The sequence below is a fragment of the [Scytonema hofmanni] UTEX 2349 genome, assembly GCF_000582685.1.
GTDB classification, from domain to species: Bacteria; Cyanobacteriota; Cyanobacteriia; order Cyanobacteriales; family Nostocaceae; genus Hassallia; species Hassallia hofmanni.
Genome location: NZ_KK073768.1, coordinates 3,201,186 through 3,218,011 on the forward strand (window position 1 = coordinate 3,201,186; position 16,826 = coordinate 3,218,011).

Genomic DNA, 16,826 nt, shown 5'->3' on the forward strand with positions numbered 1-16,826 from the left:
AACTCCTGTTAAATGCCGCCGAATTCGCATATGATATCATATCCGAATTCATCTTTTACCAAATTAGTATTGTAGGGTGCGTTAGACGGAACGTCGTAACGCACCGTCTTTTATGCTTTGGTGCGTTACGCTTCGCGCTCCACACCCTACGTGTATTTCACGCAATCAAATAGTAATCCCATATCATATGCGAATTCATCTTTTACCAAATTAGGCGTTTCCAAGAGAAACTTAGAAACGCCAAACACTGTTTTAAAACAAACCTCCATAATTAACAGTTCCGGTAAACCCTTTGAGGGTTGCCAAAAGCTGATTTGTACCTGTATCAGTAATTAAAGTGTCGCCATTTACCACTTGAGGTGATAAGGAACTATATTTCAAGGCACCAGCACAACCAAGCACATCTTCAGTTGTAAAATCCATGATCGTATCTGCACCCTGACCTCTGACTAAGACAAAGGCATCTTTCCCAGTACCACCATAGAGCGTATCATTGCCATAACTACCCCAGATTTGGTCATCTCCCTCACCACCCCAGATTTGGTCATTTCCCTCGTCACCGTAAAGCTTATCATTACCAAGATTGCCGTAGATTTTATCGTTACCCGCACCACCAGCGATAGTATCGTCCATGCTAAAAGTAGCACCATAAGCTGGTTGGACGTCCGATATTAGTTTCGGATCGATATTAGATATAATTCCTAAATCGCCGTAGAGGATATCGTTACCATTGTCGCCAAAAATGCGATCGCTACCCAATCCACCATAAATGATGTCGTCATTATCTAAACCGGAAATGCGATCGCTTTGGTCTGTTCCGATTAAATTATCAGCAGATGGCGTACCGTTCAGTAAGTTAGTAGTTGTAGGATTAACGGTGATTTTGAAAGTTTGCTCGACAGAAAGATCATTATCACCACCGTTATCTTGGACTTTGACTTTAAATTCCACCGTTTTGCTGCTAGTAATTGTGCTGGCTGGTTTGTATATAAGGTCGCCTGTTAAAGGGTTGATTGTAGAAGGGTTAATTTTTGGCGCAACATCAAAAAATTGACTGTCTGAAGAGTTGACAAAATCAACTATATAGTTGTTGATACCTTGCCCTGATTCATTGGCAGCACCAGAATAAAAGCCGCTTGCCCAACCTGCGATCGCTTGCTGTGCTGCACCTGTTTTTACGCTTTGGTTGGCGCCAATATTGAAAGTGGGGCGATCGTTTACAGAGTTGACATCAATAGTCATCGCATATGCCGAGGTGCTAAAGTCCACACCATCACTCACCTTAAACTGGAAGCTCGCATAGTTGCTGCCATTGGCATCTGCAACAGGAGTAAACTTGAATTTACCAGCCGTAATGTCAGCAATACTAATCTCTTGGTTTGCATTGACAGCAGTACCATTGAGAGTTAAGCTACCTGCGCCTAATAAACTTGTAACTTGTACTTTTTGTAAATTATCACTGTCTGCATCTCCAAAATTGAAATCTGTAGCGTTTAAGGTGTAAGTAGTGTCTTCGTTGGTAGTAACAGTCTTGTTGCTAGCAGTGGGGAGAGTATTGTTTATATTGAAGATATAGGCAATTCCAGCATCATTAATACTTCCCGCGTCATAATAAGGAGCGCTAATGGCAATTCTGTTATTGTTAATAACAGAAATCGCCGCCCCAAAGCCATCATCGCCTGTACTGGGATTAGTGAAAATGCGGTCAAGATTGTAGGTTGGTGTTGTTCCATCGCCATCATATAGATAAACTGCACCACGGTTTGGAGTCGGATTAAAACCTGTAGTCAAGTTTAAAGTAAAACCACCAGGTGAACCTATTAGGATGTCGTTACCAACAAATGCCACCGAAGCACCAAATCCCTGATTGGTTGTATCTGAGTTGGTAAAGGTTCGTAACAAAGTGCTGTTATTGTCGAACAGGTAAGCAATTCCGGCAGTACCACCGATAATTTCTCCCGGTGCGCCGACAAGAAAGCGCGTACCATTACTATTGGACGCTACCGAAAAGCCAAAGAAATCTTGCGATGATGCATTCGGATTGGTAAAACTTTGAAAGTTATTGCTAGTTGTGTTGTAAAGATAAGCTTTTCCAGTACCGAATCCAGCAGCAAAATTCATTCCAGAAGTAAAACCTGGTGAACCGATAAAAATATTATTATCAGCAGCTGCTACAGAGAAGCCGAACCGAGCATCTTGAATAATTGGGTTTTGCGGGTCATTAGGGTTAGTTATATCCTTTATTAATGTTCCGTTGCTACTAAACAAGCGTACCTGTCCAGCGTTGTCAGTAGGTGAACTTTTACCCTTTTCCGGCGCACTAATAACGTAATTACCGTTACTCAAGATTGCTATAGCACTACCAAATTCACTGTCGTCATTGTTAACAGAATTGTTAAAAGTTTGCTGGTTTGCGGCATTAGCATCAAATCGGTACGCTATCCCGACATCGAGAGCATCCCACTTAGAAGCACCAACAAGGTAGTTAGTGCCATCGGTAGCAACTGCAAAGCCGAATTGCTCTGCTGTAACGCTTGATGGATTAGTAAAAGTTTGTTGGAATAAACCATTAATACCAAATCGGTACGCCTCACCTTTTTCTCCATCGGCTTTGGGTGCGCCAATTAAAATACTACCGCTACTAGATGCCAGTGAAAAGCCAAATAATTCATTGCTAGCAGGTGACGGATTGTTAATTGTGACAGCAGGCGTATTGACAACTTTTACAACTCCACGCAGTATGTTAATCCAACCTGTATTGTTTCCACCATTAGCTAGACCAGGAGTAGCGATCGTAGATGCAGCGTCATCTGACCAGTTACTAGCAGTTGTAGCACCCGCAATAGTGTTGCCGAGATAGGTAGTAAATTTCCCACTGTCCGGAGTTTTAGAGCGAGAGCCACTTGCAGCTATGGGAAACTTATATATTTCAGTGCCACTTACATTCAGCAACCTGGGTGCATCTGTACTGGCATTCCCAAAAGCCCCAGCTGTGTTATTCCAGCCACCGTTAATATTACGTATAACCGCAAAGTCCCCACTCATATTCTGAGATGATATCTGTAATACATAATCTCCACCTGCGGGGTTGTAAGTCAGGTCAGGAGTAATCGTGCTATCGCGATCACCACCGTTATAAAGCACTATTAAAGTTCCAGCCCTCAAGGAACTAAAACCAGAACCGGATAAAGTTATGTCCAGACCGTCAGGATTCTGAGGATTAGTAGCATTAGTATCAACTAATCTGTGATTTCGTAAATCTAAATTGTCTTTAACAACTAAAATCTCAACCCACTCTTTTGCATTGTCACTACCTTGCGAAAATTCGTTGATGATAACATCCCCAGCACTGGCTAAAACAGCGTTATAAGCCTCCATCACCCCCACCTGAAACGCCAGTGGCGCCTCAATCTTCCCTGTCTTCACTTCCAAATCCCAATCACCACCAAGGGCAGCACTCCCCGTCAAATCATTCGACGCCGCTACATCTGCACCCATTAACTGACTCAACTGCTGCACAAAGCCTACACCAGTTTCCCCCGCAGCCACATCGCAACCATAAAGCAAAATATCAGCCTCATCTGTGAGGTATTTTGCCCACTGTTGCAACTGACTTTTATAACTATCCAAATTACTCGAATTCAGTTGTTTTGACCCCAACTGCAAACTTCCCTCGCTGCCGTGAGAAACTATATGAACAGCCTTATATGTACCACCTTGCAAATTCTCAGTAATTTGTGATATCCCATCTTTCATCTGGTCAAGTATCACCACTTTTGTATCTGGGTAGATACCAGCTATTAAACTCTCGTAATCTTCAACAGTGGGATCAATAAAGATAATTTCTTTTACTAAAGAATCGTTTGATTGCAGTGTCATAATTGTTTAAATTGATTTAGTGTAGTTATACAGAGTTGCTTTCATAGATATCACCTCACCCCCTACCCCTCTCCTTGTTAAGGAGAGGGGAGATAAAGCTATGCTTTGTCGGGGTGAGGTTATGGTGTGTAATACCATTTCTGTGTGAAGCTGCGTCTAATTAGCCCACGAAGGTGGGCTTTGTTTGTATAGCCCCAGGCTTCCAGCCTGAGGGCGAATAAAGCGCAACCTCATATAGAATTGGTGTAACTTGGTATCAGATTCAAATCAGATGTACTATTTCCGATTAAATATTCGGAAATTTTATATCGAACATTCTTGATGTTTGCAATTAATGGCTGTAATCCAATTTTGAAAAATAAAAAATGATTTTTTTCAACATAAATCAAAATTAAATTAATAGCCATTAGCTAATAATTATCAACTTTAGAGATAAAATAGTGCCTCAGTAATTACACGATCTTTATTTTGAAGACTTTGTAGAGCGTTTTTGAATTACTCCCTTCCCACTAGAATATTACCTTTGAAAAAGAGACGCTCTTGACAAAGGGATTCGATAAATTTATTAAGGTAGATTCAATGAATTGGTGAAAGCGATCGCTTGATGCTTTATATATTAATACAGTTCAGTTAAGGAATTGGTAGTAAAAATGGTATGCATGTAGAGACGTAGCACTTGGTAGTCTCTATGAGGATTTGGGTAGCGATCGCTTTCAATGAGCGCAATTTTTATTGTCAAACCAGTTCGTCAGGATTGACACCCAACTGACGCAATCGTTCTGCTAATTGTTCTGCTTTTCTTTTAGCTTGAGTGGCTTCAAATTTAGCTTGAGTGACTTCAAATTTAGCTTGAGTGACTTCCTCTTCGGGTACGGGAATCAATTCTCCTTCTAAAGTAAACCACCTCAACCACAACCGCTCAATATCCCGAAATGACCCTTGCCATAATCCTAAACTTAAGCCTAATTCTGGCATTGGTAGGCGATCGCTAGTTAAATTCATCGGTTCATAATGACCGCCAACAAGATGAAATGCCCGAATTTCATTTGTGTAGCGACTAAATACTATATAGTAGGGAACTCGCAAAATCCGTTCATAAACTTCCCATTTAGTAGGCGGTTTATTTGGTTGGCTTTGGGTTTCTCCTAAGTCTTCTTCTTCGGTACCGGGTGACAATAACTCAACGACAACAAAAGGATTTACTCTTTCTTGCCAAGTTACATAACTTAAACGTAAATCCCCTTCATATAATTTTGTCACTCCTACCACACCAAACCAATCTGGACGTTTATACCACTGAGAATGACGAACATCGTAGTAAAGATTGAGGTCAGCAGCACTGTAAACTGATTCTGAATTCCAATTATTTGGCTGAAACGTTAAAAATAACAGTAGTGGCTGTAAAAAGTGAAAATCGTCCGGCAAACCTGGTTCCTCTGGGTTATCGCTTGGTAAATCGTACATCGTCGGCAGCGTTTCCCTCGGTGGTAGCGGCGGATCTGTTTGAGGAATTAGGCGCATAATCAATTCAAAATTGTATTATAAAACAACATATAGCGTTTCCTAAGCAACTAAGGTGAGCGCGATTACCTCACCCCGATAAAGCTGTGCTTTATCTCCCCTCTCCTTAGTAAGGAGAGGGGTTGGGGAGCCAGTGCGTTGCGCGGGTTCCCCGCGTTGAAGCACCTGGCGTGGTGAGGTTTTAAGTGTATACTTCACTCTTATTGGGAACTGCTATAATGTCTAATTTACCAACAAATGCCTCAGCCAATCACGAAAGCCAGCATGATAAAAACTATAATGGATTTCTGCTGCTATTGATTCTAAATGTAAAAACTCTCGCCACTTGTCTAAAAGTACCTTGATTTCATATTCATCTGCATCTAATCTTTCTGCGATCGCTTCTATTGATATTGATTGCTCTTGAACTAAGATATTTAACACCTGTAAAGCCATTGGTTGCTGTTTACTGGTTGCTAAATTCATTTTTTCTAAGTGATTTTGGTAATAGAGTTGTAAATTTGGGGGGTAAATATCCTCGTTAATAGCTGCTAAAGTTTCCTTAACATACATAAAATTGGTTTCATCATCAAAACTTTGTGTCATGTTGAGCGAAACATCTCCGGGATTCTTCTCTTCGCTAACGCTACCCTCTGAATGAGATGATTCATTTAAATAACTTTTAATATATTCCTGAATATCAGCGCGATTTTGTTGCGGGTAGGCTGATAAATCTAAAGATTGGGCTGGAGTTTCAATTAATAAACCTGATTTATCTGTCAAAAATGGACGACGAGTGAGGATAAAATAAACCTTTTCTGGCAGATAGCGGGGTAAATAGAATATATTTGAGCCGCGTGGTTGATTGTTGATATCAATTCTATCGCAGCCATCAATAGTAATAATTAAATGTTGCTCTGGATGCAATCTATCGCTGATTTGTTGCAGTAAAAATGATAAAAAACCACTGCCTTCTGTGGTAGAATCATGAAAGTTAGTGGTGAGATTTTGTCTACGTTGACTTTGGGCAATTTCTATTAATTGAGTGCAAATCGTCGTCATAAATTCTTCAGCGCGACTTTTGCCTGCAATTTCCACATTGTAATAAACAACGCCGGGATTTTGGCTGACATAGTGGGCAAGAATGGCACTTTTACCAATACCAGGCTCACCGATAATAGTAAAGTAGCCCCGGTCAGATTGATTGAGAAAGTTGTTGATGGCAGAAAAGACAAATTCACGACCGACAAAGTTGTGGTTTTTGGCAGTAATGATTTGCTGAAATTCTGGGGGATATCTGGGGATATTAATTGTCTTTTGGGTGATGTTATTCATTTTCTGAACCCCCTTCTAAACGGAGGAAATGAACACGACTTAATTGTTCTCCTGCTACAATTGTCAACCCATCTGGGGAAACTGCACAGCAAGTTATAGAACTATCACCAATAAAAGTAGAGATTTCCAATCCTTTCTCTAGATCCCACAGTTTCAGCGTATTGTCATTTGAAGCAGAAACGGCAGTTTTTCCATTTGGTGCGATCGCTACTGCTGTTACTGTGGAATTATGACCAGTCAGGGTAGAGATTTCCTTTCTTTTGAGTAACTTAAATCGTTTCCTAAAAATGTAAATAGCATACTTAAAAGGATTTTTCTTTATTTCTTCTATTTCCTTACCTTTCTCTAGATCCCACAGTTTCAGGGTTTTGTCAGATGAAGCAGAAACCGCTGTTTTTCCATCTGGTGCGATCGCTACTGCTGTTACCCAGTCATTATGACCAGTCAGGGTAGAGATTTCCAATCCTTTCTCTAGATCCCACAGTTTCAGGGTTTTGTCAGATGAAGCAGAAACCGCTGTTTTTCCATCTGGTGCGATCGCTACTGCTCTTACTGTGGAATTATGACCAGTCAGGGTACGCAGTAAGTTTCCGCTTGGAGTGGTTAAGCTAGCTGTAATGGGACGAAATCGAGGAATTTCACTTTTACTTTGTTGTGCATCTGCCAATATTTTTTGAATTTCTGGCTGGGGAAAACTCTGCAATCTCCCCCATAATTGTCCTACTAATTGATTTGGGTCTTGATTCAAAACATGTGCCGATAACTCTAAGGTACGTTGAATTAATTTGAGGGTTTTGACTTGTTCGGGGTCTAGTTTCTCTTCTTCCTCTAACTTATCTAATATCTCTGGGTCATGAATCAAATAATAATCTCTAATCAGGGCTTCTACTCCAAATTTAGGATATTGAATTTTCAGAGAAATAAAATCAAAATTCGTGAGAGTTTGATAATATTTCTCTGCATCTCCCGCTTTTAAGTTGCTTTCAGCACGTTTGCCTAGAAACAAATTTTTAACTTCGTCTGTTGCTGAGGCAAATTTAGTAGCAAGTTCACCCATTTTATGCAATCCTCTGCTCCAGGTAATCAGCTATACGTTGATTAACTTCTTTAAATAATCTTCGACCTTTAGCTAATTTGTCTTGCTCTTTGAGAAATTCCAGAAAACTTAGATGATAAATCTTATAGTAAGTTGGTTTTTCATTTTTACTATCTTTTTCTGTTATATATTCCACCCAATCATCTAAAACCAATTTCACTTCATATTCATCCTGCTCAAGAATTTCCGCAATCATGTTTAAAGATATGGGTTCACCTCTTTCTACTAACATATACAGAATTTTTACTTTCATTTCATTGGATTCATTTTCCATATCCATCCGCAGCCAATGAACTTTATAATAGTCTTTCAGACCTTGTGGTAATCCCTGTAATGTCAAATCACTATATTCTCCTTCAGCAATCCAAGGTAATACATAACGCAAATACATGAAATTATTTTCACTCTTAGCCGCTACTTCTTGAATAAAGTTATGTTCAGAAATATTGCGGTCTGCAATCCATTTTTTCAACTTATCTTTATAGTCTTTATCAGCACTGAGAAACAAGTTAAGATACTCTTTTACATCTTCTGCACTAAAATTTTTATATTCATCTTTTCTTAAATCCAATTCATCTACAGGAGTATCTGGAGACAAAGTTAAACGTTTTGTTTCTTGATTATAAGGTCGTCTGGTCAGTAAAAAATAGACTCCATCAGGAATATTTTGCGGTAAATCTAAAAGATTACCATTTCCTTCTTGTTCTACTTCATCTAGTGCATCAACAACAATGACAAGTTGTTGTCCGTTTAGTTCTTCACTGACTTTTTGCAGTAAAGTTCTTAAATCAGCGTTCTTTGCATTTTGGAGGGAATAACGCTTAATTAACTGTTGACGAATACTGGCTAAAAACTTTTCTGGCTTGTTGCGTCCTTCTGCGAAAATATTAAAATAACAAGGGTGTCTCTGAAGTAAAACGTATTTAGCAGCAATGGCACTTTTACCCATCCCTGCATCACCAATCACAGTAAAATAACCCTTTTTTTCCTTGGCAACGAAATCTATAATCACCTGAAAAACAAAATCACGACCACAAAATAAACGAGTTTTTTCAGAAATCAAGGCTTTAAATTCTTTGGGATAAACATCTAAATCCCAATCTGGATAAGTTTGGTCTGGAGGAATCAGGAATTTTGCAGATGTAGTAGCTTTAGCGACAGAGATAAAAACCTCACCAAATTCCTCTAATTCTGCTGATATATTAATGTTAGCTTTGCGTAAATCAGTGTCTAAATCAGTATCTTTATCAATAAAATGGCGGATATATTCTACGAATTTAAACGGAGTATTATTAGTATAAGCATCCCAAAAAGAATCTTTAGTTCCTTTCTCTCTAAACAAATTTAAAATTGCTTCATGCTTAAATACACCATACTTTACCAGAGTGTAACCATAAACAGTATCAACATCATCGGCAATTTGGGTAGGATTGAGTTCTAATTCGTGTAGAATTTTGATAATAGCTTCGTGTTTCTGAGCTTGTTTAATGATTATTTGACCAGCTTGAGGAGCATATTTACTAATCGCTGAAGTAATGGCGGCAAATTCTATCATGTTTATTACCAAAAATTTAGTATTTTGCTTATGAGTAATATTTTACCAAATTCCGAAATATTGAATAGTCATCGACCGAATTTAAATATACGTTATCCAGAACCCTTGTAAAGACGCGATTAATCGCGTCTCTACATTTTCACCAGATGTCTAATAGTGATATCAGATCGCATGTTCGTTAAAAGTTGAAAATTAAACAGCTACCAGATTGTTTAGCTGCGATTCACACTCTTGAAAGACATAATTCACAGCAGCAAATAGTTTATCTAGTTCTTGAATGCTGTAAAAAGTTGCATTTCTAGTAAACACGTTTTTTTCTAACTTACCAAACTGCCAGCGTTCACCATTAGAAACAATACCAAAGACAATTATTTCCAGTTCTCCATTAAGTCTTTGCGCTGCAATCATTTCGGCTAAACATTGTGCCCAACCCGTTTCAAAATTATCTTGCTTTGCTTCGACTAAGATAAAATATGGTTGATCAAATACAACTTTACCCAAAGGAGACCTTTTCGACAGAATATACTCTGGAAAACCTGATAATTTTTCATCAAAATTGAGCGAGTGATGACTCCATAAAATAAAATTGTTGAGATATTGCTTCCAAACTTCTTTGAGAACTGGATAAATTAAATTTTCACAAATAGCAAATTCTGAACTATCAACAACAGCCTCCCGCATCATTAATTCTAAATCTTCTCGAAAATAATTAGAGATATTAAACGCAGTTTCCACAATAAAATTTGCTTCAGTATAAAAAACCTGAAATGCTTTAATTACTTCACCGATAGTTTTGTAACTACTAAAAGCCATATAAACTCCTATTAAATAACTTTACTTAGGCTGATATAAAGCGTCACCCGTACTCGGATCAAACACAAATAATTGATGCATATCCAATTCTAAAGTCAAGCGATCGCCTGAACGCAAACGCACATCTGCACCCCCTTGCACATTTACCAAAACCCCCGGAGAACCAACTAAATCACCCCTAATCAAAGTCTCCCTTCCCAAAGGTTCCACCACCTTCACCTCAACCTCTAACTCTCCTTCTTGGGGTTCTTGGCGTCTTGGCGGTTCGTTAAGATAAACATATTCCGGACGTATCCCCAAATCAAAACCTTGCCCTTGTTGCGGCTTTAAACTCTGCCTGATATCATCCGAAACAGGCAACAATTGCCCACCCACATTAAAAGCATTATCCTGAAACAAAGAGGGCAAAATATTCATCGGTGGACTACCTAAAAAAGTCGCTACCATTCGATTCGCAGGACGTGCATAAATACTTTGCGGATCGCCAATTTGTTGAATTCGTCCTTGATTTAGCACCACAATCTTATCAGCCAAAGTCATCGCTTCAACTTGATCGTGAGTCACATAAATCGTCGTAATTCCCAACTTTTGATGTAGCAGCTTCAACTCCGCCCTAGTATCATCTCGCAACTGGGCATCTAAATTAGATAAAGGTTCATCAAGTAAAAAAACTTGAGGTTGACGAGCGATCGCTCTACCTAATGCTACCCGTTGTTGTTGTCCCCCGGAAAGCTGTTTTGGTTTGCGATCTAGCAAATGTTCCAGAGAAAGCGATCGCGCTACCGTCAAAACCCTATCTTGAATCGTAGGAGGATCAACTTTCCGCATCTGTAACCCAAAAGCGATATTTTGCGCTACCGTCATATGCGGATATAGCGCGTAATTTTGGAAAACCATCGCTACATCCCGCTGTCTTGCCGGGATATTGTTTACCAAGCGATCGCCAATAAACAATTTACCAGAAGTTGCAGATTCCAAACCAGCGATCGTCCGCAAAATTGTAGACTTACCGCAACCCGATGGTCCCACCAAAACCCAAAATTCACCATCCGGAATTTCAAAGGAAATATCCTCGACAGCGGTAACGTTGTTAAACCTACGTTTAATGTCTTCTAGACGAACATTTGCCATTGAATTTAAAAGTGATAATTTTTACTCAAGCAATGCTATAAAATCATAAGATTGAAATTTCAGCATCGCGTAATATTTTGCGTAGCAATCATGCAGCCAATAGTTTTCCCAGAATAGGAATAGTTTTTGTAGCAATCCTATCTGGATTCATTAAAAAATACTTTGGAAAAACGAACCACAGAGACGCAGAGAACGCGGAGGAAGAGGAAACAGAGAGTTTCACGCTTTTGTTTAGGATTGCTATATTTTATTGACGCACCACTTAAAAGCCTACTTTTTCCAAAGTGCTAATAATTGCGTGTCCCTTTAAAGTTGGTAGTTTTGGCATCAAATAAGTACTTTTTGAATTCCGACAAATTTCGGTATATTTTCATCACTTTCGACTTCCAAACATAATTCAATTACTTCTTTCATATTCACCATCAACTCGTCTATTGTTTCTCCTTGGCTATAACAAGCTTTTAGATAAGGAACTTCCCCAATATAATATCCATCTTCGTCACGCTCAATGATGATGTAAAATTCGCGTTTGCTGGTATTTATCGTCATAGTTGTATTTACCCGTGTTTATTTTGTATTAGTCCAAGCTGGATGAGAAAATAAAGAAGCAATTACACGCACCCCGCGCAATTGATTGGAAAGTGGTAAATGACCTTTGGGTGCGCTTAAATCCCAGGTAAATTCGTTGGGATAACGTGTCCAATTGTTACCATTTTTCCAGCCAATTTTTGACCAAAAGTTCTCCCAATTTTTACTTAATCCTAACCAAATTTCTCGCTGGACTGAAAAGCCAAATTTGCCTTCCGAGTGAACTAACCACAGATGATTAATCGTTTGTAAGTCAGTGGTGGGAAAATTTTCTACCTCGGTAAAATACAACCATTTTCTTTGAACAGCCGTCGATCCTGCGACTTCACACATTTTTTGCAAAGTCAAGCGATCTGCTGCTTGAAAGTCTTGGACGGCAAGTAGTTGTTGCAAAGAATTGTAATCAATCCCGCACTCCGATTTTAGAGGTACAATTCCCTCAGGGAAATAGGAGAGCAGAAATTCTTTTGCCTTAGGTGCATTAGACTTGTAGAGGACTTGGTAGGCATTGCCATCAATCCAAGTCGCTTTAGTCTCACGACGTTTTAGTAAAAACTCCGTCAATGCGTGCAATCCTTCATCACCGAAGTCTGATAGCTGTAGAATCAGTTGTTGTTGGACAGCAATAGACCCAGCGATTAACTGTTGAAGGAGAAAGTCGATGTCATTAGCAGTGCCTGGTACAATCATTGGGTTTGTCATGCCATTAAGGAGTGTTAGCGTAATAGAGCGAACAAGCGATCGCATTGCCCCGTGCATTCTGTAAGCTGAAGCATTGATAGCGAAATGTAGTTTACTATTTTTGAGCGCACAAAAAGCAATGCTTTGACCGAATCCCTTACCTTTTTTCCCAATACTTTACATCGGGAATAAAGTAAAATTTTGCGCTTCATAAATTGGTGAAAACAAGACACAGTAACATCTGCCAGAATTCCAAAGAACCATTTTCTCACTTGGAGTGGCAGCGTATCTATTAGGAGTGTGTAATATATGTACGACAAGATTACCCCCCCCACAACCGGAGCAAAAATTTCCTTTTCTAACACTGAACCGATTGTGCCTGATAATCCAATTATCCCTTTTATTCGCGGCGATGGCACAGGAATAGATATTTGGCCCGCAGCTCAAAAGGTACTTGATGCTGCGGTAGAGGTAGCATACAAAGGTACGCGAAAAATTAGCTGGTTTAAGGTTTACGCTGGTGATGAAGCTTGCGAATTATACGGAACATACCAGTATTTACCCGAAGATACCCTCACAGCGATTAAAGAATATGGGGTGGCGATCAAGGGACCTTTGACAACTCCCATTGGCGGCGGAATTCGTTCTTTAAACGTGGCATTGCGCCAAATATTTGACCTTTACGCTTGTGTGCGTCCTTGCCGTTATTATGCTGGTACTCCCTCACCGCACAAAAATCCTGAAAAACTTGATGTGATTGTTTATCGGGAGAATACGGAGGATATTTATTTGGGGATTGAGTGGAAACAAGGAAGCGAAATAGGCGATCGCCTGATCAAAATCCTCAACGAAGAATTGATCCCCGCTACCCCAGAACACGGTAAAAAGCGAATTCCCCTCGATTCGGGTATTGGCATCAAACCCATCAGCAAAAAGGGTTCTCAGCGCCTTGTACGTCGTGCCATGAAACACGCCTTGCTTTTGCCGAAAAATAAGCAAATGGTGACTTTGGTGCATAAAGGCAACATTATGAAGTACACCGAAGGCGCTTTTCGTGATTGGGGTTATGAATTAGTAGAGAGCGAGTTTCGCAACGAGTGTGTCACTGAGCGGGAATCTTGGATTTTGAGCAATAAAGAGAAAAATCCCAACATCAGCTTAGAAGAAAATGCCCGGATGATCGATCCTGGTTATGATGGTTTGACTGAAGAGAAGAAAGAGCAAATTGTCAAGGAAGTTGAAACAGTTCTTAATGAAATTTGGGAAAGTCACGGCAGCGGCAAGTGGAAAGATAAAGTGATGGTGAACGATCGCATTGCTGACAGTATTTTTCAACAAATCCAAACTCGACCAGATGAGTACTCGATTTTGGCGACAATGAACTTGAATGGCGATTATTTATCTGATGCAGCAGCAGCGATCGTTGGGGGATTGGGAATGGGACCTGGGGCAAATATTGGCGATAGCTGTGCGATATTTGAAGCTACCCACGGTACTGCACCAAAACACGCCGGTTTGGATCGAATTAATCCCGGTTCGGTGATTTTGTCAGGGGTGATGATGTTGGAATATATGGGTTGGCAAGAAGCAGCGGACTTGATTAAGAAGGGATTGGGGAATGCGATCGCCCAAAGTCAAGTTACCTATGATTTAGCACGGATGCTAGAACCCCCGGTTGAACCGTTGAAGTGTTCCGAGTTTGCCGAAGCAATAATTAAGCAGTTTAAATAGCCCTCAGACTGGAAGTCTGGACGCCACATGCTTCTCCCAAGGGGAGACGCTGCGCGAACAAGCCGGGAAACCCGTCCAACGCAGTGGCTCGGCTACAAGAACAAAGCCCGCGAAGGCGGGCTATTAATTTGGTAGGGTGCGTTATGCTTTGCCATAACACACTTTTTTACTCACTATTATTAACGTCTGGCTGTTCATCAGTTGCTTCATTTGCTGATTGTTCAGGAGGTTTTTCTTGGGACATACTATCTAATAAACCAGCAGTTTTTAGCAGATTTCTAAGCAAACCTATTTTCAAGTCTTTATTACCGTGAATTGGTATAGAAATTCGCGATAAAATTCCAGGTTTGCCATAAATATGATGACTACCTTGAACTCGCAATAATATCCAACCGTTAGCTTCTAAGAGCTTTGCTAACTTTTTGCCAGACATCGAGTTCATACGGCAATTTCTATAATTCTAGATTGATCGGTCGTTTCCAGATTTTCAATATCAACGGATAAACAACCTTCTACAGCTTCATAAATATTCTGTAGCAATTCTTCAAAAGTCTCTCCTTGAGTGGCACAACCTGGAATAGCAGGCACTTCAGCCCAATATCCGCCTTCTTCAGCCTCATGAATGATAACTTTAAGTTTCATTTCCGGCATTACCTCCACTAAATGTGCAAATTGATATAACAAAGTTTTACAAATGATAAACCTCTATCTTAGTCTGGTGGTAAGCTACTGGTAAGGATGCCAAAATCTCTGCATCGTCGTTTGGCTGAGACTGCTGAAAATGAAGGTGTAAGTCTTAATCAGTATATTGTGTCTTTATTGAGTGCAGCGGTGTAAGTGATGTTGAGAAATGGCAATGCTTGGGGCAAGAAGCTTTTGTTTAAGGCATTTGGTAGTTGTGGGAATGTGTAGACGCGGAGCGACTTGTCGCAAGCGATCGCCCAAAGTCAAGTTATATCATGTTCGTTTAATTAACAGTAATAAAAACCTACCTACCGTCGTAGAGACGTTCCGCCGGAACGTCTTTACATTATAAGTAATTTATCGGACATGATATTACCAAGAAGGGGAAAAGGGGAAAGGGTAAGGGGTAAAGGAAGAAGAAAAAACTTTTCCCCACATGGTATAAAGCCCCTATTTTTAAATATGGACACATATAAAGGAAGATTTTACCAGACACGTAGTGCGATAAAAATCAGCGTCCCGGAAGTGAAACCCCTATTTTTAAATATGGGGTTCCTTTTCCCCTTTCCCCTTTCCCCTTTCCCCCTCCTTCTCATTTATGATTTAGCGCGGATGCTAGAACCGCCGGTTGAAGCCTTGAAGTGTTCCGAGTTTGCCGAAGCGATAATTAAGCAGTTTAAATAGCCCTCAGACTGGAAGTCTGGACGCCACATGCTTCAAGGGTTCGGGGAGACGCTGCGCGAACAAGCCGGGAAACCCGTCCAACGCAGTGGCTCAAATTTCATTCCCTCACCGCTAATCGTAAAATTTGTGAGAGTGAAAAGTTAAATTTTATAATTATTCGGGAATACTAAGCTATTAAACCTTAGAACCATATCGGGTTTTGGATATTTGAAGGCTCACTTATGAAAAAGATTGCTAACTCAATAATCATGGGAATCATCCTCCTTGGGCTTTGTAGTTGTAACTCAGTCAAATCGACTGATCAAATAAATTCTAATCAAGTTACCAACCAAACTGATTCTCAAGTCAAAAAAATTATCAAAATTGGTTCTTCCAGTTCAACGGTAACTGTTTTAAAACTTTTAGCACAAGCTTATCAATCCGAAAATAAAACTGTCAAAATTGAGTTTATCTCCAACAGCCAATCCGAAGGTGCGATCGCAGCCCTAAAAAACGATATTATTGATGTCGCTGGTAGCAGTCGCCAACTCAAACCAGAAGATGATAACAATCAAGTTCAATATCGTGAACTGGCAAAAGATTTGTTAATTGTCGCTACTAATAACAGTGCTAAAGGTGTTACCAACTTATCAACCAAGCAATTAAAAGCAATTTACAAAGGTGAGATCACAAATTGGCGAGAATTAGGCGGTGCTAATGCAGACATTGTAGTATTGGATAGACCCGAAGACGAGTCAGCAAAAAAGTTATTGAGAAAATATTATTTGGGAGAAGAGAAGACCACAACTAAAGCGGTGATTTTAAACAAAGAAGGAGAGTTAATCGAAACCTTACAAAGTACTCCTAATTCCATCGGCGCTTTTTCTTTAGCATCTTCCCTGATCAATCAATTGCCTGTCAATCGTCTCAGTCTCAATGGTGTTGTTCCCAAAGCGGAAAACTTTGCCAGTGGTCAATACCAAATGGTGCGTCACATAGGTATCATCTGGGAAAAAGCACCTTCAGCACCTACTCAGGGTTTTATTGATTTTATCTTTAGCGAGGAAGGTAAAAAACTACTACAAAATAATGGCTTTGTCCCTGCCAAATAAATTAACCATTCGTAATTACGAGTTACGAATTAAGAATTGATATACCATGCAAAGATTT

Annotated in this window: 14 protein-coding genes; 3 read left to right on the plus strand and 11 right to left on the minus strand. The window is 39.9% G+C overall.

The features are described from left to right. Nucleotides 1-252 precede the first annotated feature (252 nt). From TOL9009_RS0119305 to TOL9009_RS0119350, 9 genes are all read right to left on the minus strand, one after another. Nucleotides 253-3,879: a DUF4347 domain-containing protein gene (locus TOL9009_RS0119305; RefSeq protein ID WP_029634239.1), complete on the minus strand. Its 3,627-nt coding sequence runs from the start codon at nucleotides 3,877-3,879 to the stop codon at nucleotides 253-255. A gap of 735 nt (nucleotides 3,880-4,614) precedes the next feature. Then, nucleotides 4,615-5,400 (minus strand): Uma2 family endonuclease, encoded by a 786-nt coding sequence (locus TOL9009_RS0119315; RefSeq protein ID WP_038297326.1) that lies wholly within the window; start codon nucleotides 5,398-5,400, stop codon nucleotides 4,615-4,617. 222 nt (nucleotides 5,401-5,622) lie between these two features. Further along, nucleotides 5,623-6,714 (minus strand): ATP-binding protein, encoded by a 1,092-nt coding sequence (locus TOL9009_RS0119320; protein WP_029634241.1) that lies wholly within the window; start codon nucleotides 6,712-6,714, stop codon nucleotides 5,623-5,625. After that, nucleotides 6,707-7,771 (minus strand): WD40 repeat domain-containing protein, encoded by a 1,065-nt coding sequence (locus TOL9009_RS0119325; protein ID WP_029634242.1) that lies wholly within the window; start codon nucleotides 7,769-7,771, stop codon nucleotides 6,707-6,709. Before TOL9009_RS0119325 ends, TOL9009_RS0119320 begins: the two co-directional genes overlap by 8 nt. A gap of 1 nt (nucleotide 7,772) precedes the next feature. Then, a complete protein-coding gene (locus tag TOL9009_RS0119330; RefSeq protein ID WP_029634243.1) occupies nucleotides 7,773-9,365 on the minus strand; it encodes an AAA family ATPase in 1,593 nt (530 codons plus the stop codon). Between the two features lie 192 nt (nucleotides 9,366-9,557). Next, nucleotides 9,558-10,178 carry a hypothetical protein gene (locus TOL9009_RS0119335; protein WP_029634244.1) on the minus strand — a complete coding sequence of 207 codons (621 nt, stop codon included), beginning with the start codon at nucleotides 10,176-10,178 and terminating at the stop codon, nucleotides 9,558-9,560. Between the two features lie 21 nt (nucleotides 10,179-10,199). After that, complete coding sequence (locus TOL9009_RS0119340; protein ID WP_029634245.1) at nucleotides 10,200-11,309, minus strand: ABC transporter ATP-binding protein; 1,110 nt, start codon at nucleotides 11,307-11,309, stop codon at nucleotides 10,200-10,202. Between the two features lie 327 nt (nucleotides 11,310-11,636). Next, entirely contained in the window at nucleotides 11,637-11,858 is a 222-nt protein-coding gene (locus TOL9009_RS0119345; protein ID WP_038296451.1) for a type II toxin-antitoxin system HicB family antitoxin, read from the minus strand. An 18-nt stretch (nucleotides 11,859-11,876) separates the two neighbouring features. After that, nucleotides 11,877-12,599 carry a GUN4 domain-containing protein gene (locus TOL9009_RS0119350; RefSeq protein ID WP_029634247.1) on the minus strand — a complete coding sequence of 241 codons (723 nt, stop codon included), beginning with the start codon at nucleotides 12,597-12,599 and terminating at the stop codon, nucleotides 11,877-11,879. Between the two features lie 288 nt (nucleotides 12,600-12,887). On the opposite strand from TOL9009_RS0119350, the gene TOL9009_RS0119355 reads away from it, so the two are divergent. After that, nucleotides 12,888-14,309, plus strand: coding sequence for an NADP-dependent isocitrate dehydrogenase (locus TOL9009_RS0119355; RefSeq protein ID WP_029634248.1), 1,422 nt, complete (start codon nucleotides 12,888-12,890; stop codon nucleotides 14,307-14,309). A gap of 166 nt (nucleotides 14,310-14,475) precedes the next feature. Here TOL9009_RS0119355 and TOL9009_RS0119360 read toward each other — a convergent pair whose 3' ends face one another. Both TOL9009_RS0119360 and TOL9009_RS0119365 read right to left on the minus strand, forming a co-directional pair. Then, nucleotides 14,476-14,751 carry a type II toxin-antitoxin system HicA family toxin gene (locus tag TOL9009_RS0119360; RefSeq protein WP_029634249.1) on the minus strand — a complete coding sequence of 92 codons (276 nt, stop codon included), beginning with the start codon at nucleotides 14,749-14,751 and terminating at the stop codon, nucleotides 14,476-14,478. Beyond that, entirely contained in the window at nucleotides 14,748-14,951 is a 204-nt protein-coding gene (locus TOL9009_RS0119365; RefSeq protein WP_029634250.1) for a type II toxin-antitoxin system HicB family antitoxin, read from the minus strand. The genes TOL9009_RS0119360 and TOL9009_RS0119365 overlap by 4 nt, the downstream gene beginning before the upstream one ends. Before the next feature lie 87 nt (nucleotides 14,952-15,038). Between TOL9009_RS0119365 and TOL9009_RS43675 the strand changes: the two genes are divergently transcribed. After that, nucleotides 15,039-15,146: a type II toxin-antitoxin system HicB family antitoxin gene (locus TOL9009_RS43675; protein ID WP_260675980.1), complete on the plus strand. Its 108-nt coding sequence runs from the start codon at nucleotides 15,039-15,041 to the stop codon at nucleotides 15,144-15,146. Nucleotides 15,147-15,898: 752 nt separating this feature from the next. After that, entirely contained in the window at nucleotides 15,899-16,768 is an 870-nt protein-coding gene (locus TOL9009_RS0119375) for a substrate-binding domain-containing protein (RefSeq protein WP_029634252.1), read from the plus strand. The last annotated feature ends 58 nt before the right edge of the window (nucleotides 16,769-16,826 follow it).